The sequence below is a fragment of the Sinorhizobium medicae genome (assembly GCF_007827695.1).
Classification (GTDB): domain Bacteria; phylum Pseudomonadota; class Alphaproteobacteria; order Rhizobiales; family Rhizobiaceae; genus Sinorhizobium; species Sinorhizobium medicae.
Map to the genome: position 1 here is coordinate 250762 of NZ_VITA01000001.1, position 22987 is coordinate 273748.

The window sequence follows — 22987 nt, forward strand, 5'->3', positions numbered from 1 at the left end:
GAAGAAATGCACGCAGACTTCGCATTGCCGCGGCGCGTCTGGACACACCTGGCTCCGCGGCTGTTACAGGCCGTTGTCCTTCATGATCTGGGCGGCGTTTTCCTCCGTCACCTTCAGCGTGTCGAGCGTGACGGTCTTTTCGACCTTTTCCCCCTTGAGGAACTTCACGGCCTGGCGCAGTCCCTCGGCCCCCGGCGTCGCATAAAGGAAGGTCGCGGTCAGTTCTCCATTGCTGACCCAGGTCACGCCCTCGTTCGGCAAGGCATCGATGCCGATGAACTTGATTTCCTTCTCGCGGCCCGCGTCCTTCGCTGCCAGGTAAGCGCCGTAGGCCATCGGGTCGTTATGGCCGTAGACGAGATCGATTTTCTCGTTGTTGCGCAGCGCCGTCGCCATGATGTTGTAGGCCTGGTCCTGCTTCCAATCGCCCGACTGCTTGTCGAGCAGGTTCTTGATGCCCGGCTCCTTGTCGGTGAATTCGTGGAAGCCGTCGTGGCGGTCGTGCGCGGGCTGCGTGCCCATGCCGCCCCATATCTCGACGATGTTGCCTTGCGCCTTGCCCTTGCCGCCCAGAAGCTCCACCGCATATTCGCCGGCCGCCCGGCCGATCAGTTTGTTGTCGCCGCCGACGAACTGAGTGTACTGGTCGGTTTCGACATTGCGGTCGAGAACGAAGACCGGGATCTTGGCGTCGATCGCCTGCTGCACCACGCCCGTCAGCCCTGCGGATTCCTTCGGTGATACGAGCAGTGCGTCGACCTCCTGGCGGATGAGGTTCTCTACATCCGCCACCTGCTTCTCCGTCCTGTCCTCACCATCGGTTATGATGAGCTCGACATCCGGATGCTTTGCCGCTTCGGCGATGATGTCCTTGTTGAACTGCGCCCGCCACGGCTCGATCGTCGTCGCCTGGCTGAAGCCGATACGGAATTTCTTGTCCTGGGCCACGGCGTCGCCCGCCGGCATGAGCGCGGTCGTCGCGGCGAGAACGGCGGCGACAGCCGCCAATTTCATGATATCACGGCGTTTCATTCTTTCTTTCCTCCCATTGTTAGAGACAAGGTCTCTCTCGACGTCCGCTCCTCCACGGACGTGTCTCCCTGAACCGGCCGCCGGCTTGCGCCCGGCAGCCGCAACTGCGCGAAAAGATCGTAGGCATTGCGCTCCTGAACGAGCACGGTGCCGATGATGATGACGCCTTTCAGTACCAGCTGAAGATTGGAATTGATGTTGTGAAGCTGCAGGATGTTGGAGAGCAGACCGAAGATCAGGACCCCGCAGAACGTTCCGGCAAGGCTCCCGCGCCCTCCCATCAGACTTGTTCCGCCAATGACCACTGCAGCGATCGCATCCAGTTCGAGCCCCGCGCCCGCATCCGGCTTGCCCTGGCGGTACTGCGCCACATAGAGCACCGCGGCGATGCCCGCGAGAAGGCCCGAGACCGCATAGGTGACGATCTTCACCCGGCCGGCATTGATGCCGGAGAGGCGCGCCGCCTCCTCGTTTCCGCCGATCGCATAGACGTAGCGGCCGAAGGGCGTGAAGCGCAGCACCGCGCCGTAGAGAAGAATCGCGACGATGAAGAATATGCCGGGCATCGGCACGATGCCGAATAAGAGCTGCCGCAGCACGTCGAAGTCGGCCGTGGCATTGCTGCCGGTATAGACCGGCAGGACGGCGTTGTTCTGTCCGGCAGTGAGCCGGGCAATGCCGAGCGCCGTTACCATCATGGCAAGTGTGACGATGAAGGGCTGCAATCGTCCGGCCACGATGATAACGCCGTTGACGGCGCCGAACAGCAGCCCCACCGCCGGCGCCACGAGCAGAACGCCGAACACGCCGAATTTCGTCTGCATCTGAGGCAAGAGGAAGCTCAAGACGAGTGCACAGAGGACGACGCCTGCTATGGCGGGAAGGACGGTACCGCGCGCCCCGCCAAGCTTGATATCCCGGATATGCGCCTCGCCGGATCGCGACTTCTCGATATTGAGGAAGATGAAGCGGGCGACCGCCGCACCGAGGATTAGGACGGCAAGCCCGACGGCCGGCAGCCCCAGATAGATGGCTGCCGTGTCGCCGGGGACGGTCAGCAGCATCGCACAGACCACCGTGCAGATCGCCATCAGCGAGCCGACCGAAAGGTCGATGCCGCCGGTCAGAATGACCGCGGTCATGCCGGTGGCGATCAGCCCGGTGGTCGATACCTGCCGAAGGACGTCGAGGAGATTGCCGGAGGAGAGAAAGATGTTCCTGCCTGACGAAGTCACCGGCGAGAACAGGACCCCGATCAGGAAAATGGCGATCAGCCCCCAATAGAGTTTCGTGCGGGAGAGAGCCTTCAGAAACGTCATGCAACCGACCTTCCAAACGTGCTCCGCGGAGCAGCGAGCTGCATGATTCGCTCCTCGCTCGCCTCCTCCCGTGAGATGAGTCCGGTCTGGCGGCCCTCGGCCATCACCAGAATGCGGTCGGCGAGGAGCAGGAGCTCCGGCAATTCGGAGCTGACCACGACGATCGCAAGGCCGTCGGCGGCGAGCTTGAAGACGAGATCGTAGATCTCGCGTTTTGCACCGACGTCGATGCCTCGCGTCGGTTCGTCGAGAAGCAGAACGCGCGGACCGGTCGCCAGCCATTTGCCGATGACAACCTTCTGCTGGTTGCCGCCGGACAATGTTCCGGCCGTCTGATCGGTGCCCGCGCAACGCACGCCGAGCGCTTCGACCGCCCTGCTCGCGAGCGCCCGCTCGCGCTCGAAGGACCGCAGACCAAATCGTGCAAGCCTACCGACAAGCGGCAGGGCCACGTTGTCTCTGATCGATTCCTGGAGATGCAGTCCCTTTGCCTTGCGGTCCTCCGTCACCAGAGCAAAGCCCAGACGGCGCGCATCGCGTGGTGAACGTATATCGACGGCTATGCCGTCCAACCGGATTTCGCCACCGCGCACACCGTCATTCGAAGCAAAGACCGTCTCCAATATTTCCGTGCGACCCGCTCCGAGCAAGCCGCCGATACCGAGGATTTCGCCGGCATGAACGTCGAAACTCACACCCTTCAGCATGTCGCGCCAGCCATGACGTCCAGCTACGGCAAGCGACAGGCCACTGACCGACAAGACCGGCTCTGCACCCTTGGGCCGGTTCACCGGATGCGCATCCAGGAGGTTGCGGCCCACCATTGCGGCGATGATCGTATCCTCGTCCAGTCCGGCCATGGGGCGGGTCCAGACGTGCCGGCCATCGCGAAAGACCGTCACCCGATCGCTGAGCTGCATCACCTCGTCGATCCGGTGAGAAATGTAGACGATGCCGACGCCATCGGCCGCGAGCTGCCGCACGATCTTGAAGAGGCGCCGACACTCGCCGGACGAAAGCGCCGATGTCGGCTCATCCATGATCAGAATGCGCGCTTCCACGGACAGGGCCTTGGCGATTTCGACCAGCTGTTGTTCGCCGACCCGCAATTGCCCGACCCGCGCCTCCGGATCGAGTTCGATGCCGAGGCGATTTAACAGCCCGCGCGCGGCCTCGAGGCTTGCCTTGCGGTCCACGAAGAGGCCGGCAACCACGCGCTCGCGACCAAGAAAGATGTTGTCGGCGACCCCAAGTTCCGGGACGAGGTTGAGTTCCTGATGGATGATGGCGATCCCGGCAGCTTCGGCGTCGCGAACGCTGGAAAAGCGGGCGATTTCTCCGTCGACGCGGACAGTGCCCTCGTAATCGGCGTAGACGCCGGAGAGGACCTTCATCAGCGTCGACTTGCCGGCGCCGTTTTCGCCCATGAGCGCATGAATTTCGCCGGAGCGAAGGTCGAAGCGGACATCCTTGAGCGCCGCTACGCCTCCGAACGACTTAGAGACCGCCTCAGCCGCTAAAATCGGCCGCGCGGGTTCTGTAGTGACCGAATCTCCCAGCAAGGTCGGAACAGCATCGCGCATGATATTGGCAGCCTCCCTACCACCGACATCTGACGCTTCATTTGCTAGATCTTCTTCAGCCTAATCTAAACGTTTCGAGGCTGTCAAGCGGCACAATACTTCCTTTATTGCCTATTTACAGCAATTCGAATACAGTTCCGAAAAGCAATTCAGCAAAACGTTTCGAACACAATGCGAGAACGACGAAGTTCACGAAAATCCAGTGCACCGACGATGCTCGATGTCGCCAAAGTCGCCGGGGTTTCTGTGGCGACGGTCTCGGCGGTAATCAACAGTTCGGCCCCCGTCAGTCCTGAATTGCGCAGCCGCATCGAGCAGGCCATCGGCCAGATCGGCTACAAACGCAACGCGATCGCCCGCAGTCTCAAGCTCGGCACGACGCGCACCGTCGGCCTCATGGTTGCCGATATCACCAATCCGTTTTTCACCGATGTCGTGGCGGTCATCCAGGAGGTGCTGCATCGGGCCGGCTACGCTGTGATGCTCTGCTGCAGCGATGAGGACGTGATCCTGCAGGACGAGCAGATCGCGCTGTTGATCGACCGGAGCGTCGACGGCCTGATCATCGCGCCCGCCGGCGACGACGAGACCCTGAAGCGCATGATCGCCGCCGCCAGCCTTCCGACGGTACTGATCGACAGGCTTTGCGACGGGATCGACACGGATGCGGTCGTGCTCGACAATCGCCGTGCGGTCCAGGACGCTACGCGTTACATGCTCGGCCTGGGTCATCGGCGCATCGGCTATATTTCCGGAGCGCTCGATACATCGACCGGACGGGAGCGCCTGTCCGGTTACAGGGCCGCGTTGGAAGCGGCGGGGCTCCCCTTCGAAGAGAGCCTGATCCGGATCGGCAATTTCCGGGAGAAGGATGCCTACACCGCAGCGATCCAGCTGCTTACGAGCCCCGAGCGTCCGACGGGGATTTTTTCCGCCAACAACCTGATGGTCATCGGCGTGATGAAGGCGATCCGGGACATCGGCCTTCGCTGCCCGGATGACGTTTCAGTCGCAAGCTTCGACGATTTCCCCTGGGCGGACGTCTTCCAACCTCATCTGACGACGATTGCCCAGCCGGTCCAGGCGATCGGCGAACAGGCCGCACAGCTTGTTCTCGACCGCCTTTCCGGCGCCAGCCCTGAAACGCCGCGTCGGCTCGTGCTCCAGGGACGGCTCGTAATACGCGACTCCTGCCGGCCGGTCAGCCTGGCGCAGCGCGCGATCGCCTGACGTTTCCGCCGAAGCTTTCCGACGTCGACGCCGTTTCATCCGTCGTGCAAGGCACGCGCAATAGGCGGCCCGACACGCACCTCGCGGAATCTCGCCTCAAAGCCTGCCCGCTCCGGCGAGCAGGCGGTGACCCCGACTTCCGCATCCGATGCCGAGAAGGGGCAGAGCCGTGCCATCTGCCAGCGCTCCTCACCGAAGCGAAACTGCACCCGCACCGCATCCCCGTGGCGCGTCAACCGCACTTCCAGCGGATCCGAGGGCACCTTGTCGAGCAATGGAATGACCGACCAGTCCGATACGCCGCGCGTCACGACCACGCTGAAATGCATCAGCCCGTCGGTATATTCGATGCCGCATTTGATCCACTCACGCTCGTTGAGCCGCAGCATCAAACCGGCCTGATCGTAGAGCTGCTCATATCGACCGATGATCGTCGCCGATGCTGTGAAATCGCCGGAAACCGGACGAAGATAGGCATGCCCGCTGTCGCGCACGAAGCCGTAAAAGGTTTCCCGCCAGAAATCCGTATTGCCATCGGTCTTGAGCGACAGATCGCGGTCGCCCCCCTTCCAGCTTGCCGGCTCGTTCAACCAGCGATATCCGCTTGCCATTTTCTTCCCTCTATTCGCTTGGAAGCGCCTCTTGAGCTGTGGTTCGGCAATGACACCTCGCCTTCCCTACCAATTCCGCGGCTGCACAGATGCCTCCGCGGAAGCGCCGCTAGCATATGGGATGCCCTGCCCACCTTCATCCTCATTCCTGTGCTCGTCACAGGAATGAGGATCGAGAAGAGAGCTGCCATCACCATAAGTCCGACGCGGCACGATCTAATTGCTCGGCAACTGTCTTGCACCCCACTCGCTCTTCGGAATCGCCTTGCCGATTGCGAAGCTGAAGGAAATGACCGATGTCGCTTCCGGATTGACCTCGCATGTGAAGTCGAAGGAGTACCACTTCCCTTGGCTGCGGAAGACTGCGCCATCGGCTTTAAGGGCGGTTTCCGAAGCAAAGCCGCCGTCAGGGCGCCCGAACATATCCGGGATCGCTCCGGGTCTTTGGTGACGTATCTGCTCCAATGCCTCGATCGTGCAGAGCTGCAGGATCCGCTTCTTCGGCGGCAACCTGCCGATCGCCTGTTTTACGTGCGGATCCGACAAGGCGTTTTTGGAATAAAGCTCCTTGGCCTGCACGAGCTGGCTCGACTCGCGCTCGGCGTTCGCCTCGGCGGGGTTCTGCGTCGGCTCCGCCCTTGCTTCCTCGAGAACGGGCTTTTCCTGCGGAATGGGCGCGGCCGGCGGCGCGGCCGCAGCATCGGCTGCCGTGTTCGCCGCGTCAGTGGAGTCGGCCCGGAGTTCCGCAAGCGCCGTCCTGTTTTCGGCCGGTCTTTCATTGGCGGCATTCTCCGGTTTTGCCGGGGCGGGCCGCGAAGCCTCCGGCCTCACGCTTGGTGTTTCTGTCTTCTTCGGAGCGGCCGGAGGCAAGTCGGGCTCAGGCGGCTTTTCGTTCTCTGTCGGCGCTGCCGCGGACTCGAAGGCCTGCGGTTGGGCGCGCGCCCGCTGGTTTCTCACCTCGTCCGCCTTTTGCTTGGTTGGCTTTTGCTCGGGCTGTTTCTCGTTCTTCGGCGTTGGGACGAGCTCGACGCTGACGCTTTGCTCCTTTGCCGGAGCAGACAATTCAGGTAGTCGCACAAGCAACAGCAAGGCGAGCGCCAGGTGCAGGGCGAGCGAAGTCGGCATGCCCCAACCGGTTTCTCCCCACATTTTTCTGGCGAATTGGTGCATTGCTCAAAAGATCACGGACTCGGAAGCCCTGAACCTAAGAGCTTGGCCGCCCCGCAACAAGTGCGGGGCGCGTGTCAGTCAAGCGTATTCGACCTGATAGGGCTTGTCGAAGAAGTGTTCCTCGAGATTGCATCCGCTGCCTCCGCGGTCGATGACGACAAATTCGGAAGTCGAACGGAGCGGCGTCAAGATGCCGTGCCAGACATTCTGCGCGATGTTGACGCCCTGACCGGGCGCGGTCTCGAAGGCGATCGGCTCGCCTGGCTGGCCGCCCTCGTCCGGAGCAACGACGACGAGGAAGGGGTTCTCCGTCAAAGGGATGAAAGCCTGGCTTCCGAGCGGGTGCCGCTCCACCATCGTCAACGCCAACGGAATCTCGTAGGGCTCGCCACGCAGAAGGCTGACCAGCGTTCGAGCCTCCGGCCCGCTGGTTTCCACTTTCGCGAGGTCGTGATAGCGGATGCACTTGCCGGCGTTGATCGGAAAGCTCTTGGTGTCATCTGGCTCGATGATATCGCCGAAGGGCGCGAACGCGCTATTCGAAAGCGGACGGATCGGTAGAGGTATCATGGTCTTTCCTCCCTGGTGGACCAATGCTTTTTGGCGGCGGCACCGTTCACTGGATCAGCACCGCCCTGAAATCATTGACATTCGTGCCGGTCGGCCCCGGCTTGAAAAGGTCGCCAAGGGCGTCGAAGGCGGCCCAGCTGTCGTTGCGCTGAAGCAGTGCAGCGGCGTCGAGGCGTTGCGCCAGCAGGCGTGCGATCGTCGTGTGGTCGGCGAAGGCTCCCGCATTGTCTTCCGAGCCGTCTATGCCGTCGGTGTCCGCGGCGAGCGCCGAAATGCCGCCGATGCCATCTATGCCGAGCGCCAAAGATAACAGGAACTCGCTGTTGCGCCCGCCGCGGCCTTCGCCACGGACGGTTACGGTCGTTTCGCCTCCCGAAAGGAGCACGACGGGTCTTGAGAAGGGTCGGTCGCGCATCGCCGTCTCGCGCGCGATCGCGGCGTGAACCAGCCCCACATCACGGGCTTCCCCTTCGATCGCGTCGGACAGAATAACGGCCTCGACGCCGACGGCCCGGGCCTTGGCCGCCGCTGCCTCGAGCGAGACGCTGGCGGAAGCGATCAGGCGCACCTCGTTTCGCGCAAAGCGCGGGTCGGAAGGCCCTGGCGCATCCGCCGCTTCGCTGGCGAGCCAGTGCATGACCTTTTCCGGCAGTGCGAGGCGATAACGTTCGATGATCTTCAAGGCATCCTCTCGGCTCGCATCGTCGGCGATCGTCGGGCCGGAAGCGACCAGCGCCGCATCGTCGCCCGGAATATCGGAGATGACGAGGGAGACGACCCTGGCGGGATGGGCGGCAGCGGCCAGGCGGCCGCCCTTGATCAAGGAAACATGCTTGCGCACCGCATTCATCGCGCTGATCGGCGCGCCTGACGCCAGAAGCGCCCGGTTGACGGCGATCTCATCCTCGAGCGAAAGCCCGGGCGGCGGTGCAGGCAGGAGCGCCGAACCGCCGCCGCAGATCAGCGCGACGACCAGATCGTCCACGGTCAGGCTGCCGACCTGCGCCAGGAGGCGCTTCGACGCCTTCAGCCCACTCTCGTCCGGCAAGGGATGCGAGGCTTCGAGTATCTCGATATCGTTGCAATGCGCGCCGAAGCCATAGCGCGTGACGACCACGCCGCTGAGCGGCCCGTCCCAGGCGGATTCGAAGGCCCGGGCCATCTGAGCCGCGCCCTTGCCCGCTCCGATGACCACCGTGCGCCCTTTCGGCCGCTCCGGCAGATTTGCGGCGATGGTCCGCTCCGGGTCGGCGGCGGAAACGGCCGACGCGAACAGGGTTTCCAGGAATTGACGCGGGTTCGCGACGGCGGCCATGGTTCCTCCCGTTTGAGAAAAGCCGGGCGACGGATCCTCCTTCCGCCGCCCGGATGCATGACCGCTGCGACGGATGGCCCGGCCGGTCATGCGGATCTTCGTTCGATCAGGCGACTTCGTGGTTCGCCATGCGCTCGAGCGCCCGCACAAGCCCGGAATGGTCGAGCCCGCTGTCGCCATTGGCGGCGCAGTTGTTGAAAAGCTCCTGCGTTGCCGCCGTGTTCGGCAGTGAAATCCCGAGGCTCTTGGCCCCCTGCAAAGCAAGGTTCAGATCCTTCTGGTGCAGTGAGATGCGGAAGCCCGGCTCGAAGGTGCGCTTGATCATCCGGTCGCCATGCACTTCGAGGATGCGCGAGGAGGCAAAGCCTCCCATCAGCGCCTCGCGGACGCGGGCGGGATCGGCCCCTGCCTTGGACGCGAAAACGAGCGCCTCGGAGACCGCCTCGATCGTGAGCGCCACGATGATCTGGTTTGCGACCTTCGTGACCTGACCGTCGCCGCAATCGCCGACGAGCGTGATGTTCTTACCCATCAGCTTGAAGAGCGGCAGGGCACGTTCGAAGGAGCTCGGCTCGCCGCCGGCCATGATGCTGAGGGAGGCATTCTTGGCGCCGACCTCGCCGCCGGAAACCGGCGCATCGATGTATTCGGCGCCGGTCGCGCGCACTTTCCTGGCGAATTCCTTCGTCTCGATCGGCGAGATGGAGCTCATGTCGATGACCAGCTTGCCCTCGCTGAGCCCGAGATGGACGCCATTCTCGCCGAAGAGGACATCCTTCACTTCCGGCGTATCCGGCAGCATCAGGATGATCGTGTCGACCGTCTCGGCCAGAGCCTTCGGCGTTTCGACGATTTCGAGCCCGTTGTCGACGAGCTCCTGGCGCGGCGGGATGGCGAATTTCGAAGTGATGATCTTGTGGCCGGCATCCTGAAGGTGGCGCGCCATCGGCGTGCCCATGATACCCAGTCCGATAAAACCGATAGATGCCATCGTGCTTAGCTCCTGATTTGAATGATGTCTGCGGATTGTTTGCGCTTGCGCTCGAGACCGAGCCAGCCGAGGCCCTCGGCCGCGGTGGTCAGCGGCTTGTATTCGCAGCCGATCCAGCCGTCGTAGCCTGCAGCTTCGAGCGCGTCGAAGACGAAGGGGTAGTTGATCTCGCCGGTGCCCGGCTCATTGCGGCCGGGATTATCCGCGAGCTGAATATGCGTGATCTTTTCGCGGTGACGCTTATAGGACCCGACGAGTTCGCCTTCCGTGCGCTGCTGATGATAGAGGTCATACTGAATGAAGAGGTTGTCGCTCCCCACTTCCTCGATGATCGATGCCGCCTGCCCGAGCGTGTTGAGATAGAAGCCGGGAATGTCGAAGCGGTTGATCGGTTCGATCAGCAGGCGGATGCCGCACTTGCCGAGTTCGACCGCTGCAAGCTTCAGATTGGCGACGAGGGTCGTGCGCAGCACGCTTTCAGGCACGCCGTCCGGCGCGATGCCGACGAGGCAGTTGACCTGTGGGCAGCCGAGTGCCGTCGCATAGTCGATGGCGCTTGCGACGCCCTTGCGGAATTCGTCGATCCGGTCCGGCAGGATAGCGATGCCGCGTTCACCGCCCGCCCAGTTGCCTGCCGGCAGGTTATGCAGAACTTGCGTCAGCCCATAGCGGTCGAGCTCGCCGCGAAGCGCCGTCTTGTCGAAGTCATAGGGAAAGAGATATTCCACGCCTTCAAAGCCCGCCTTGGCGGCCAGTGCGAAACGGTCGAGGAACGGCGCCTCGTTGAACAGCATGGTCAGGTTCGCAGCAAATCTCGGCATGCGATCGCTCCTTCTTTGGGAATCATTCTTCAATCGAGCAGGGCGGCAACCGCAGTCGGTGCGTCCTCGCCGCGTTCGGCGAGTTCCTCGAACTCGACGACCGAATTGATATCCGTGCCCATGGCGATATTGGTGACGCGCTCCAGGATGAATTCGATGACGACGGGCACCTGGTGCTCTTCCATCAGAGCCTGCGCCCTGTCGAAGGCGTCGGCGAACTCATTCGGGCTCCTGACGCGGATGGCCTTGCAGCCGAGGCCTTCGGCAACCGCCACATGGTCGACCCCATACCCCTTCTCCGCATCACCCTCGGCATTGATGTTTTCAAAGGCGAGGCTGACCTCGAAATCCATGTTGAAGCCACGCTGCGCCTGCCGGATCAGGCCGAGATAGGAGTTGTTCACGACGACATGCAGGTAAGGGAGCTTGTGCTGGGCACCGACCGCGAGTTCCTCGATCAGGAACTGGAAGTCGTAATCGCCGGAAAGTGCGACGATCGGTCGGTTCGGGTCAGCGGCTCTTACGCCGAGCGCCGCCGGCAGCGTCCAGCCAAGCGGGCCTGCCTGTCCGCAATTGATCCAGTTGCGGGGCTTGTAAACATGCAGGAACTGCGCACCGGCAATCTGGCTAAGCCCGATCGTGGAGACATAGCAGGTGTCGCGGCCGAAGGCCTTGTTCATCTCCTCGTAGACGCGCTGGGGTTTCAGCGGCGTCTGATCAAAATGGGTTTTGCGCAGCATGGTCCGCTTGCGTTCGCGGCATTCTCCGGCCCAGCCCGACCAGTCGCGCAGCTTGCCGGCGGTCCTCCATTCTGTCGCGACGTCGAGAAAGAGCTTGAGCGCGGCACCTGCGTCGGAGACGATCCCGAAATCGGGAGCGAAGACGCGGCCGATCTGCGTCGGCTCGATATCGACATGGATGAACTTGCGGCCTTCGGTATAGGTCGGAACATTGCCGGTGTGACGGTTGGCCCAGCGATTGCCTATGCCAAAGACGAAATCGGAAGCAAGCAGGGTCGCATTGCCGTAACGGTGTGAGGTCTGCAGGCCGCACATCCCTGCCATCAGCGGATGGTCGTCAGGGATGACGCCCCAGCCCATCAGCGTCGGAACGACCGGAACGCCGGTGATCTCGGCAAATTCGGTAAGGAGATCGGATGCATCCGCATTGATGATGCCACCACCGGCGACGATCAGCGGCCGCTCCGCCGCATTCAGCATGGCGAGCGCCTTTTCGGCCTGTGCACGCGTGGCGGCCGGCTTGTAGGGGGTAAGCGGCTCGTAGGTTTCCGGATCGAATTCGATCTCGGCCAGTTGGACATCGACGGGCAGATCGATGAGGACCGGCCCCGGGCGGCCGGAGCGCATCAGGTGAAACGCCTTCTGGAAGACGAAGGGGACAAGCGCCGGCTCCATGACGGTGACCGCCCATTTCGTGACGGGTGCTGCGATCTTGGCGATGTCGACCGCCTGAAAATCCTCTTTGTCAAGGCGCGCCCGCGGCGCTTGCCCGGTGATGCAGAGAATCGGGATCGAATCCGCGGAGGCCGAATAGAGGCCGGTGATCATGTCCGTGCCGGCTGGGCCCGAGGTGCCGATGCACACTCCGATATTGCCGTGCTTGGCGCGGGTGTAGCCCTCCGCCATGTGCGAAGCGCCCTCGACATGGCGAGCGAGAATGTGGCGGATCGATCCGCGTGCCCTCAGGGCCGAGTAGAAAGGGTTTATCGCCGCGCCGGGCACGCCGAAGGCGCAATCGATCCCTTCCTTCTCCAGTACGAAAACTGCTGCATCGACGGCGCGCATCTTGGCCATGGGAACTCCTCCTGTTTTGTGGAAGACTACTCCATAGTTTCGCCGTTTCAACGAATTTATGGAAATCATTCCCATCATATGGAAATAAAGATTTTCAATAAAATGGAGAAAATGGGATGCAATCGCTGTAGAGCATGATCTCGCTCAACTGATTTGGAGACTGGCATGGATGCGAGCGGCAAGGGCAAGCGGGGACGCAAGGCGGGAGAGAATGCGACGCCGGCCTCCGTTCAGGTGCTGGACAGGAGCCTGTCCCTGCTGGCAATCATTGCCGAAGGCGACGGCTCGACATTGACCACGCTTTCGGAACGGTCCGGTATGGCGCCTTCGACCGTGCATAGGCTGCTTACCTCGCTCGCCCAGCACGGAATGGCGACGAACGATACCGAAACCGGCACATGGACGGTCGGCGTCAAGGCATTCGAGATCGGCAACGCCTTCCTGCGCTTTCGCAAACTCGGCACGATCAGCCGCCCGTTTCTGAAGCGCCTCATGGACGAAAGCGGCGAGACGGCAAATATCGGCATAGAGGACGACGGCGACGTCGTTTTCATCTCCCAGGTCGAAAGTCATGCGCCGATGCGCGCCTTCTTCCGTCCGGGACGGCGGGGACCGATCCACGCTTCCGGCATCGGCAAGGCGATTCTTTCCACCTGGTCCGATACGGAGATCGCCAAGACTTTGAACGGCAGGCCACTGCCATGCTTCACCGGACGGACGCTTGCCACGCTGCCGGACCTGATCAGGAATGTTCAGGAGATCCGTTTTCGCGGTTGGTCGATCGATGACGAAGAACATACGCTCGGCATGCGCTGCATCGCCGCCCCCCTCTTCAACGAATATGGCGAGGCGATCGGCGGCATCTCGATCTCCGGTCCCAGCGTCCGCGTCGACGACGAGAGGCTCGTGGTCCTCGGCCCCGCCGTCCGTCGCACGGCCGACGAACTGACACGCGCGATCGGCGGGCACCGGCCGGAAGAGGGCTGAAGCGCGCTGCATCCGGCTGTTCTTGAGCGCCACGCTTCGAAGTCCGTGTCCGCGGCCAAGTTCGTCAGGCCGCTGCCGCGACCTTCTCCGCGCAGGCGGGGTGAAGGGGCGTCGCGGCACCCTTAAGTCCCTTCACAGAGAATCAAGCGAGACCGAAAACCAGGTCGTCCGCGGTCAGAGCTGCAATCGAAGCATTTTCGATCAGGATGCCGTCGGCAGCGGAGCCGTTGAAGGCGACATAGACACCGTCGGCCGTGTTGGTTGCAGCGGCAACGAAGCCCGCATGGTCGTGAATGCCGGTCCTCTCAGAAGCGGCAGCGGAAAAGGCTATGAGGTCGCCGAAGTCCAAGTCTACGATGTGATCGATGCCGCTCTGGCCGGCGACCTCGTCCGACCAGAGAAACGTGTCCGCGCCGCTGCCGCCGATCAGCGTATCGGTGCCGTTGCCGCCGCTCAAAAGGTCGTCATGCGGGCCGCCCTCGAGCCGGTCGTCGCCATCGCCGCCGAACAGCCGGTCCCAGTCCGAATATCCGCGCAGGATGTCGTTTCCGCCGTGCCCTTCGAGAAGGTCGTTGCCGCTCAGAGAATCGAACTCATCGTTACCGTCTCCACCCCGGAGCACATCGTTCGCAACTCCGGTCGTTACCGTGAAGTCCTCGATATTGGCGAAGGTCAATCCGGTCTGGATCGCTCCCTGCGTCGCATCAAAGTCGATTGCAGCCGAGAGCGATCCGAGGCGCAACTGGAGCAAGTCGCGCCCATCCCCTCCATCCACTTCTCCCGTGAAAGAAGCCCTGAATGCATCATTTCCGTCGCCGCCGAGCATGACCGATCCATCGCCCAGGCTGCCGCTGCCGGGAATGGCGTCGGCAATCCAGTCGTCGCCCGCCCCGCCATCCAGGATATCCTTGCCGCCGTCATTGGCGAGCGAGTCATCGCCTTCGCCGCCGGAAGCAACGTCATCGCCGAGGCCGGTCGTGATCGTGTCGTTGCCCGCGCCGCTATCGATGCGGTCGTTGCCGTCCTCGCCGTGGAACGCATCGCTTCCGGCTCCGCCTACGAGGCGGTCGTCGCCCGCGCCGGCATCTACGAAGGAGGCAAGGAAATCCGTCGTGATCACCGTGTCGTTGCCGGCTCCGAGTGCGAGACTGGCCGTTTCGATGTTGCGAAAGACCGTGCCGGTCGACGCCGTCCCCGAAACGAAGTCAATGGCGACGTCGCTCATACGTGACCGTTCCTCGATTCGCACCGAATCCCTGCCCGCTCCCCCGTCGACCGAAGCGGAATAAAGCGTGGTCGTAATGAGGTCGGAGCCGTCGCCGCCTGAAAGGTGGTTGGCGCCGCGCCCGTCGATGATCGAATCGTCGCCCGCTCCGCCATCGACCACGTCGTCTCCGGCGTCCGTCTTGATGACGTCCCCGAAGGTGGTCCCCTGGACCCGGTCGTTTCCGCTGCCAGTGATCACTTCGATCCGCTCGATCTCACTATGATGGGCGAAGACGTGGCGCTCGTCAGGCGTTCGGCTTGCGATAATCGCGTGGCCGGTGTTCGCGTTGAACACGATATCGCCCGAGGTCGCAGCCAGATCGAGTGTCAATGTATCGTCTCCAGTACCGCCGAAGACGGTGCTGCCGGTGCCCACGAGCACGAAGCGATCGTTCCCGTCGCCGCCCTCGAGCCGGTCCTGGCCGCCCGTATTCGTGATGACGTCGTTTCCCGCACCCGCCACGACGACGTCTATGCCGGCTCCGGTCGAGATCCTGTCGTGACCCGCCGTCCCCACGATGCGATCGTTGCCGCTTCCTGAAACGATGCTGAGCCATTCGACGTCATGGAAAAAGACGTGCCGTTCCCCGGCGCTCCCGTATCCGATGATGCCGTGGCCGCTTGCACCGTTGAAGACCAGCTGATCGGACAGCATCGACATATCCACGGTCAACCTGTCGAAGCCGAGGCCTCCGGTGACGGCCCCGCCGGTGCCGGTCAGGACGATCTGGTCATCGCCGGCGCCGCCGTGCAGCCGGTCATAGCCGCTCGAACTCGTCAACACGTCGCTTAAATCGCCGCCATCGACGAAATCGTCGCCGCCGCCCGCGTCGATCGTATCGCCACCGTGCAGTCCCCAGATATGGTCCGCCTCATCCGTACCTTGAAGTATATCGTAGCCGGTCGAACCCACGATTACCGCCATGACGCCATTCTCCCGGATCTGTTCCAATAAGTTAGAGCGGAATGCGGGCGGAGAACCGACGCACTCTTCCTCATCCCGCTCGAGCGAAGATCGAGTGGTGCCCCATATGTGGGTCACAAAAAGAATTGCTCATCAATGTATAACTGCTGGATATTTTCAGCAACTCAAATGAATTAGTTAATATACTTAAAATATGCTTCGATATTTGTATTAGAAACATCTGCGTTGGATGATAATTTCTCCGCTGCTATTGAGGATTCACGGCCGTGCGCTGCGCCGTCTCCAGGAAAGCTGAGACAACGGGGCCGGGGTTTGGCCGGCTGATGACGTGGACGTCTGCTTCCGGCGCGGGATCGGCGAGCGGGCGATAGACGACCCCCGGCCGCGAAAGGGTACTGATGCAATCCGGGACGAGTGCCACGCCGAGCCCTGCGGCGACGAGGCTGGTTAGGGAATAGGATTCCACCACCTCATTCGTGATGTCAGGCACAAATCCGGCGGTTACGCAGCAATCGTGCAGGTAGCGAGCAAAGCGGGAATCCGCGAGCCTCAGGAAGACGAAACTTTCCTGCCGGAGGTCGCCGAGCTCGATCGTCCCGGAATTCGCCAGGCGATGGTGCTCGGGCAATGCCACGCCCACCTTCTCCTGCCAGGCGACATGCGCAACGAGATGCGGGTGATTGCGGGGCTTGCGAACGAAGCTGAGATCCGTGCGATGGGACAGCAACGCCGCCTCCTGCGCCTCGGGATCCATTTCATGGATTCGGACGAAGACGCCGGGCCATGCATCCCGAAATCGCGCGATCAGGTTGGACAACGGTCCCAGTAGCACCGAGCCGGTGGTCGCAATGTTCAGCGTTCCCACCTGCCCGGAGCCGATGGCCCGCGCCTGATGGGTAGCATGCTCAACCTGCCCCAGAATCATCCGGGCATGTTCGAGAAAGTTCGCGCCCGCCTCGGTCAGCTCAACGTTGCGGCTTGAGCGCTCGAAGAGCCGCGTGCCGACTTCCGCTTCCAGATCCCTGATCTGCTGGCTGAGCGGCGGCTGCGAGATGTTGAGACCCCTCGCAGCCGCCGTGAAGCTTGCGGCATCGGCTACCGCAACGAAATAACGCAGGTGACGCAGCTCCATCGCATGCTCCGATCGATACATCGTTCCTCTGGATCGAGTTGAACAATATATTGGACGTATCGCCGATCAAGCCTGTAAAGTCATGGGCAGAAAGGCGAAAGACCATTTCGCCGCGCGTTTCGATGGGACCCACATGCACAAGAACTACTATTTTCCGGAAGGCGGCCACCCTCCTCAGACCAACCTGCTTTCCGACCGTGCGATCTTCACGGAGGCCTATGCGATCATTCCCAAGGGCGTGATGCGCGACATCGTGACGAGCTATCTTCCCTTCTGGACGAACACACGGCTCTGGGTCCTGTCGCGCCCGCTCTCCGGCTTCGCCGAGACCTTTTCGCAATATATCATGGAGGTCGGGCCATCCGGCGGAAGCAAGCGGCCGGAGACGGATCCCCGTGCCGAAGCCGTACTGTTCGTGGTGGACGGAGAATTCCATCTGACGATCGACGGCGAAACGCATCTGATGCAATCCGGAGGCTATGCTTTCATCCCGCCCGGCAGCGAATGGAGCCTCAAAAACGAATCCGGTTCGCCGACCAGGTTTCACTGGATCCGCAAGGCCTATGAGCGGGTCGAGGGCATTCCCCTGCCCGAAGCGATCGTCACCAACGAACGCGACATCCCCCCGTCGCCGATGCCGGAAACGGACGGGCGCTGGGCCACGACCCGCTTCGTCGATCCTTCCGACATGCGCCACGACATGCATGTGACGATCGTGACGTTCGAGCCCGGCGGCGTCATTCCGTTCATGGAAACGCATGTGATGGAGCATGGGCTCTACGTGCTCGAAGGCAAGGCCGTGTACCGCCTCAACAATGACTGGGTGGAGGTGGAAGCCGGCGATTATATGTGGCTCCGGGCCTTCTGCCCGCAGGCCTGCTATGCCGGTGGCCCGGGCAAGTTCCGCTACCTGCTTTACAAGGACGTGAACCGCCACATGACACTCGGCAACCCGGGCAGGCTCGCCTGACATTCCGACCCGTGGACTGAAGGTAAGCGGTGTCCGGCCGATATTGCAGCCGGCCGTGAGAAGCCATAGCTTGGGGGCATGGCGACATCGAAGCTCGATGCCTACCGCGGGAAGCGGGATTTTTCAAAAACGCCGGAGCCGGCCGGGAATCTCTCCGGCGGCGGTAACCGCTTTGTCGTGCACAAGCACCACGCGACCGCCGACCATTACGACCTGAGGCTGGAGGTCGGCGATGTCCTGAAAAGCTGGGCGGTGCCGAAGGGACCTTCGCTCAATCCGGCCGACAAGCGACTGGCGGTAGCGACGGAGGATCATCCCCTCGATTATATCGACTTCGAGGGCGTGATCCCGGAGGGCGAATATGGCGGCGGCCCGATGATCGTCTGGGACAAGGGCGTCTGGGCGCCGATGGGCGATCTCGAACAGGACCTGCGCAAGGGCGCCTTCAAGTTCCGTCTGGCGGGGGAGAAACTCAAAGGCGGCTGGATGCTGACCCGCCTGAAGCCTCGCCCCGGAGAGGATCAGCGCAACTGGCTCCTGTTCAAGGAGCGCGACCTCGCCGCCGACACGTCGATCGATATCCTTGCCGCCCGTCCGGAAAGCGTCAAGTCCGGCCGGCGGATCGAGGAACTCGTGGAAAAGCCCAAGGCAGCGCCCAAACCGGTCAAGCTCAATCCCCGCGCGCTTCCCGGTGCGGTCGAGGGCGCAGCGCCCCATCGCGTGGAGCCCCAGCTTGCCACCCCGACGGTCCTTCCTCCCGAAGCCGAGAAAGGTAAGAAGCCCGAGGTATGGCTGCACGAAATCAAGTTCGACGGCTATCGCACCATGGCCCACCTCGCTGACGGAAGGGTCCGCCTCATCACGCGCGGCGGGCTAGACTGGACCAAGCGTTACGGAGACCTGCCGGAGGCCTTCCGGCGGCTGCCCTGCCGCGATGCCATCATAGACGGCGAGATCGTCGTTCTGGACGAGACGGGGGTCAGCCGGTTCGCCCTTTTGCAGGATGCGCTTTCCACCGGCGCCGGCAACAGCCTCGTATTCTACGCCTTCGACCTTCTGCACCTGAACGGCTGGAATCTTTTCGACGCCCCGCTCGAAAAGCGTAAAACGCTGCTGAAGCAGCTGCTTGCGGGGCAGGTCACCGATCGCTCGGCCATCCAGTTCAGCGATCACGTGGTCGGCGGAGGGCGCGCGCTTTATGACCAGGCCTCGGAGATGGGTCTGGAAGGGATCGTCTCGAAACGCCTCTCGGCGCCTTACCGGAGCGGCCGGTCGAAGACCTGGACGAAGACGAAGGCATTGAAGGCGGAGGATTTCGTGATCGTCGGCTACACCGTGTCGGAGGCGGCCGAGGGCCTTGCGGCACTTGCCCTTGGAGAGTGGTCCGACGGAGAGCTGGCATATCGCGGCAAGGTCGGAACCGGCTTCGACGCAGCGATTCTTGAGAAATTGCTTAAAAGGCTCGAACCTCTGCGCTCCGGTGCCGCAAGGCTCGAAGGAGCGCCCAAGGAAATCATCTGGGTACGGCCACTGCTCAGAGCTCATATCCATTACGGCAACCGGACGACCGACAATGTGCTGCGCCATGCCGTCTTCAAAGGCCTCCGCGACGTTGAGTTGACGACGCCGGTATCCCCGTCGAGAAAGCGCCTGATCTCGGACGCGGATCTCGCAAGCATATCGATCACCAATCCGACACGACGCCTTTTCGGCAAGTCCGGCCCGACCAAGCTCGACCTTGCCGTGTATTACGCGATGATCGGCGATTTCATGCTGCCGCACATCCTCGGCCGTCCGGTTTCGCTGGTGCGCTGTCCTACCGGCCGGACTCAGGATTGTTTCTTCCAGCGCCACCCCTTCACCGGCATGCCGCCTTCGGTCGCGACGTTCGAGGCAATCAACTCCGAGGGCGAGTCCAGGACCTATCTGTCTGTCGAGGACGCGAAAGGATATCTGGCATTGGCGCAATTCGGAGTCGTCGAGTTCCACAACTGGGGAGCCACGTGCAGGCTCCTTGGCAAGCCCGACCGGGTTGTCTTCGACCTCGACCCCGGCGAAGGCATTGCCTGGCGGGAAGTTGTCGAGGCCGCGATCCACATCAAGTCCGAGCTCGAGGCGCTTGACCTCGTGCCCTTCGTCAAGACATCGGGCGGCAAGGGAGTGCACGTCGTGGTTCCGGTCAAGCCGAAGCTCGACTGGAAGAAATTCCATCCGGCGACGAGTGCGCTTGCCGGCCGCCTCGCGGCGACGGCTCCGGATAGCTTCACCACCACCATGGGCAAGGACAACCGGGTGAAGCGCATCTTCATCGATTATCACCGCAACGCCCGCAGCCATACCTGGGCGGCCCCCTATTCACTGCGGGCCCGCACCAATTTGCCCGCGTCGACGCCGCTCAGCTGGGCCGATCTCGAGGCTATCGACGCCCCGCAGGATTTGAACTATTCTTCGCTGCCGGGCCTTCTGGCCTCGTCCGGCGATCCCTGGGCCGACATCGATGCGTTCGCGAGGGATCTGCCGTTATTGTAGAGGCGCGGGATGCAGGCGGAAATCGCATGCACTTTCCTCATCCCGCTCTGGCGCAGTTGTTATCGCAGTGCCGCGTAGGAGAAAACCATGGCACCCAGGGCAAGTTGGAAAGGCTATCTCAGGCTGAGTCTCGTGAGCTGTCCGGTGAGGCTCTATCCCGCCACCAGCGCAAGCGAGCGAATTTCCTTCAATCAGCTTCACAAGGACACGCATAACCGGATCAATATGAAGCCTGTCGATCCGGAGCTCGGACTCGTCGAGCGCTCCGACCTCGTGAAGGGCTATGAATACGAAGACAAGAAATACATCATCATCGAGGACTCGGATCTGGAAAGCGTCAGGATCGAATCCAACCATACGATGAACATCGAAGCCTTCGTCGACGCCGATTCGGTCGATGTGATCTACCAGGACGCGCCCTATTATCTGGCGCCGGACGGGGCGATGGCCGAGGAGACCTTCGTCGTGCTGCGCGAAGCTTTGCGCCGAAGCGGGAAGCTCGCGATCGCCCGTCTCGTTCTCTCGAGCCGCGAACGGGTGGTGACCATCGGACCGCGTGAGACCGGCATGTTCGTCTGCACCTTGCGCAACCCGAACGAGGTGCGTGGTACAGCGGACTATTTCGGCAATATACCGGTCGGCGAACCGGATCCCGAGATGCTGCAGCTGGCGGAAGCGCTCATCGAGCAGAAGGCGACCACCTTCGATCCGAAGAAGTACGAGGATCGCTACGAAATCGCGCTGATGCAGATGATCCGCGAGAAGCTCAAGGGCCACAAACCGATCATCGCGCAGGCACCCGAGCGCGGCAACGTCGTCAACCTGATGGACGCTCTGAAAGCGAGCCTTTCTCAATCCAAACCTCCGGCGAGGAGCAAGCCCAAGGACGTGGCAGCAGCAAAAGAGCCGGCCGCCAAGACTGCCGGAGCGAAGCGCGCCCCCGCGAAGTCCGTGGTGGCCAAACCCGCGGCCAAGAAGAAAGCCTGATGGCGGTTGCCGGCAGGACATTCGGTATCGTAGGCGCGCTCGCCGCTTTTCCGCGGCGGCTCGCGGCGCGTGAGGTCGAGCGACAGGGCGGGCACCTCAGGCGCGGCGTCGCGCGCCAGACGAACTACGTGGTCTTCGGGCGGGGGCTGCTCTCCAGAGCAACCGAGGCGGAGATCGAAAAGCGCTTCGACGGCGAGAGCGGAGCGCATGGGCGCGTTCTCAGCGAAAATGGCTTCCTGCGCCTGCTGGGGCTGGCGCGCGCGGCGGAAACATCGGCGCTGGCACGACAGTCGCTCATCGACCAGTCCGGAGTCTCCCCTCGCCACCTCGATCTTCTATCGCTGTTCGACGCCTTCGAGCATGATGGCGAACCATATTCTTTCCGTGATCTGATCCTCGCCCGGAAGTATGCGGGGCTGATGGCCAGCGGCGCCGGATGGAGCGCGATCGCGCGATCGGTTCACCGCTCCGGAAATGTCGCATCCCTCACCGCACTCTCCCTGCACCATGAAGGCAACGATACGATCTATGCGCGACGCGCCGAGGGCTTGAGCGAGCTCGACGGCCAGATGCTGCTCGATGTCGGCTCTCCGGACGAGGAGGCGCTCGAAGACCTTTTCGCGCTGGCCGAAGCGGCCGAGAAAGCGGGAGACTACGATGAGGCGGCGGCATTCTACCAGCGCTACCTCGCCATCGACCGCACCGACTCCGTTGCGGCCTTCAATCGCGCCAACTGCCTCAGGGCCGCCGGACAGGAGGCGGAAGCGGCGCACGACTATGCCCGCGCCATCAAGCTCGATCCTTCCTTCGTCGAGGCATGGTTCAACCTTGCGGGGCTGATGGAGGAACGCGGCCGCACGGATACCGCCAGGCGGCATCTCACGAAAGCGATCGAGCTCGACGGCGGTTATGCCGATGCGGTCTTCAACCTGGCGAAGCTGGAGTTCGATGCGGGCAATCTCACCGAGGCGCGCCGCTGGTGGATGCGCTACCTCGAACTCGATCAGGATTCCGAATGGGCGCGCAGGGCCGAACGCGGCGTTCAATTCGTGAACCTTCAACTCCTCTCCAGAACGGCTGGGTGATATGGGCGGAAAGTTCCTGTTCGACGGGCCGGGCGAAGCGCCCGTCACCATTCTGCTCGCGCATGGAGCCGGAGCGCCGATGGATTCGGCATCGATGAACGCCACCGCTCAGGCGCTTGCCGGCGCAGGTTTCCGCGTTGCCCGCTTCGAGTTCGGCTATATGGCGGCCCGGCGCACCTCGGAGGGGCGCAAGCCCCCGCCGCGCGCGGAAACGCTGAATCCGGAATATCGGGCGGCGATTGCCGAGCTCGGCACCAAAGGCGCACTCGTGATCGGCGGCAAGTCCATGGGCGGACGCGTCGCCAGCATGGTCGCCGACGACCTTCATGCCGAGGGCAAGATCGCCGGGCTCCTTTGCCTCGGCTATCCCTTTCATCCTCCCGGAAAACCGGAGCAGTTGCGCACCCGGCATCTTGCCGACCTCCAGACGCCTACATTGATCTGCCAGGGGACCCGCGACGAGTTCGGCACCCGCGACGAGGTCTCGCAATATGATCTCTCCGACAGGATCGAGCTCCTCTGGCTGGAAGACGGCGACCACGACCTCAAGCCGCGCAAGACCATCTCCGGCTTCTCGGCCGCAGATCACCTGAAGACGCTGGCCGAGGCGGCTGCCCGATGGGCGGGCCGCCTCGCGTCTTGAGCTCCCG

19 protein-coding genes are annotated in these 22987 nt (G+C 62.6%); 7 read left to right on the plus strand and 12 right to left on the minus strand.

Annotated features, from left to right (window positions below):
- Positions 1-63: 63 nt before the first annotated feature.
- Genes FB009_RS01395 through FB009_RS01405 form a run of 3 tightly spaced genes read right to left on the minus strand, consistent with a single transcriptional unit; the run spans position 64 to position 3934 of the window.
- A complete protein-coding gene (locus tag FB009_RS01395) occupies positions 64-1032 on the minus strand; it encodes a substrate-binding domain-containing protein (RefSeq protein WP_012061257.1) in 969 nt (322 codons plus the stop codon).
- Positions 1029-2351: an ABC transporter permease gene (locus FB009_RS01400; RefSeq protein WP_012061256.1), complete on the minus strand. Its 1323-nt coding sequence runs from the start codon at positions 2349-2351 to the stop codon at positions 1029-1031. Before FB009_RS01400 ends, FB009_RS01395 begins: the two co-directional genes overlap by 4 nt.
- Positions 2348-3934 (minus strand): sugar ABC transporter ATP-binding protein, encoded by a 1587-nt coding sequence (locus tag FB009_RS01405; protein ID WP_018209964.1) that lies wholly within the window; start codon positions 3932-3934, stop codon positions 2348-2350. Before FB009_RS01405 ends, FB009_RS01400 begins: the two co-directional genes overlap by 4 nt.
- A 213-nt stretch (positions 3935-4147) precedes the next feature.
- Here FB009_RS01405 and FB009_RS01410 point away from each other — a divergent pair, with 213 nt between their 5' ends.
- Entirely contained in the window at positions 4148-5164 is a 1017-nt protein-coding gene (locus FB009_RS01410) for a LacI family DNA-binding transcriptional regulator (RefSeq protein ID WP_024311173.1), read from the plus strand.
- Between the two features lie 35 nt (positions 5165-5199).
- Here FB009_RS01410 and FB009_RS01415 read toward each other — a convergent pair whose 3' ends face one another.
- From FB009_RS01415 to gcl, 7 genes are all read right to left on the minus strand, one after another.
- Complete coding sequence (locus FB009_RS01415) at positions 5200-5775, minus strand: DUF1349 domain-containing protein (protein ID WP_012061253.1); 576 nt, start codon at positions 5773-5775, stop codon at positions 5200-5202.
- 216 nt (positions 5776-5991) lie between these two features.
- Positions 5992-6945: a DUF930 domain-containing protein gene (locus tag FB009_RS01420; protein WP_018209965.1), complete on the minus strand. Its 954-nt coding sequence runs from the start codon at positions 6943-6945 to the stop codon at positions 5992-5994.
- A gap of 78 nt (positions 6946-7023) precedes the next feature.
- Positions 7024-7515 (minus strand): ureidoglycolate lyase, encoded by a 492-nt coding sequence (locus FB009_RS01425; protein WP_018209966.1) that lies wholly within the window; start codon positions 7513-7515, stop codon positions 7024-7026.
- Between the two features lie 46 nt (positions 7516-7561).
- Positions 7562-8830 (minus strand): glycerate kinase type-2 family protein, encoded by a 1269-nt coding sequence (locus FB009_RS01430; RefSeq protein WP_024324473.1) that lies wholly within the window; start codon positions 8828-8830, stop codon positions 7562-7564.
- Between the two features lie 106 nt (positions 8831-8936).
- Positions 8937-9821, minus strand: a complete 885-nt coding sequence (locus tag FB009_RS01435) for a 2-hydroxy-3-oxopropionate reductase (protein WP_018209968.1) — start codon at positions 9819-9821, stop codon at positions 8937-8939.
- Between the two features lie 5 nt (positions 9822-9826).
- Positions 9827-10642, minus strand: coding sequence for a hydroxypyruvate isomerase (gene hyi, locus FB009_RS01440; protein WP_018209969.1), 816 nt, complete (start codon positions 10640-10642; stop codon positions 9827-9829).
- 29 nt (positions 10643-10671) lie between these two features.
- Positions 10672-12456: a glyoxylate carboligase gene (gcl, locus tag FB009_RS01445; RefSeq protein ID WP_018209970.1), complete on the minus strand. Its 1785-nt coding sequence runs from the start codon at positions 12454-12456 to the stop codon at positions 10672-10674.
- Between the two features lie 165 nt (positions 12457-12621).
- On the opposite strand from gcl, the gene FB009_RS01450 reads away from it, so the two are divergent.
- On the plus strand, positions 12622-13443 hold the full coding sequence (locus tag FB009_RS01450; protein WP_018209971.1) for an IclR family transcriptional regulator: 822 nt from the start codon (positions 12622-12624) through the stop codon (positions 13441-13443).
- Between the two features lie 142 nt (positions 13444-13585).
- On the opposite strand, the gene FB009_RS01455 is transcribed toward FB009_RS01450, so the two are convergent.
- Entirely contained in the window at positions 13586-15634 is a 2049-nt protein-coding gene (locus FB009_RS01455; RefSeq protein WP_018209972.1) for an SMc04171 family calcium-binding repeat protein, read from the minus strand.
- Positions 15635-15881: 247 nt separating this feature from the next.
- Positions 15882-16766, minus strand: coding sequence for a LysR family transcriptional regulator (locus FB009_RS01460; RefSeq protein ID WP_024324474.1), 885 nt, complete (start codon positions 16764-16766; stop codon positions 15882-15884).
- A 133-nt stretch (positions 16767-16899) separates the two neighbouring features.
- Between FB009_RS01460 and FB009_RS01465 the strand changes: the two genes are divergently transcribed.
- The 5 genes from FB009_RS01465 to FB009_RS01485 all read left to right on the plus strand — a co-directional run bounded on the left by FB009_RS01465 (position 16900) and on the right by FB009_RS01485 (position 22980).
- Positions 16900-17736, plus strand: a complete 837-nt coding sequence (locus tag FB009_RS01465) for a bifunctional allantoicase/(S)-ureidoglycine aminohydrolase (RefSeq protein ID WP_024324475.1) — start codon at positions 16900-16902, stop codon at positions 17734-17736.
- Between the two features lie 78 nt (positions 17737-17814).
- The gene (gene ligD / locus FB009_RS01470) at positions 17815-20265 is read left to right on the plus strand and encodes a DNA ligase D (protein WP_018209975.1); all 2451 of its coding nucleotides are present in this window, start codon (positions 17815-17817) and stop codon (positions 20263-20265) included.
- Between the two features lie 87 nt (positions 20266-20352).
- Positions 20353-21252 (plus strand): non-homologous end joining protein Ku, encoded by a 900-nt coding sequence (gene ku, locus FB009_RS01475; RefSeq protein ID WP_018209976.1) that lies wholly within the window; start codon positions 20353-20355, stop codon positions 21250-21252.
- On the plus strand, positions 21252-22337 hold the full coding sequence (locus FB009_RS01480; RefSeq protein ID WP_024311169.1) for a tetratricopeptide repeat protein: 1086 nt from the start codon (positions 21252-21254) through the stop codon (positions 22335-22337). Before ku ends, FB009_RS01480 begins: the two co-directional genes overlap by 1 nt.
- 1 nt (position 22338) lies before the next feature.
- Positions 22339-22980 carry an alpha/beta hydrolase family protein gene (locus FB009_RS01485; protein WP_018209978.1) on the plus strand — a complete coding sequence of 214 codons (642 nt, stop codon included), beginning with the start codon at positions 22339-22341 and terminating at the stop codon, positions 22978-22980.
- Positions 22981-22987 lie beyond the last annotated feature (7 nt).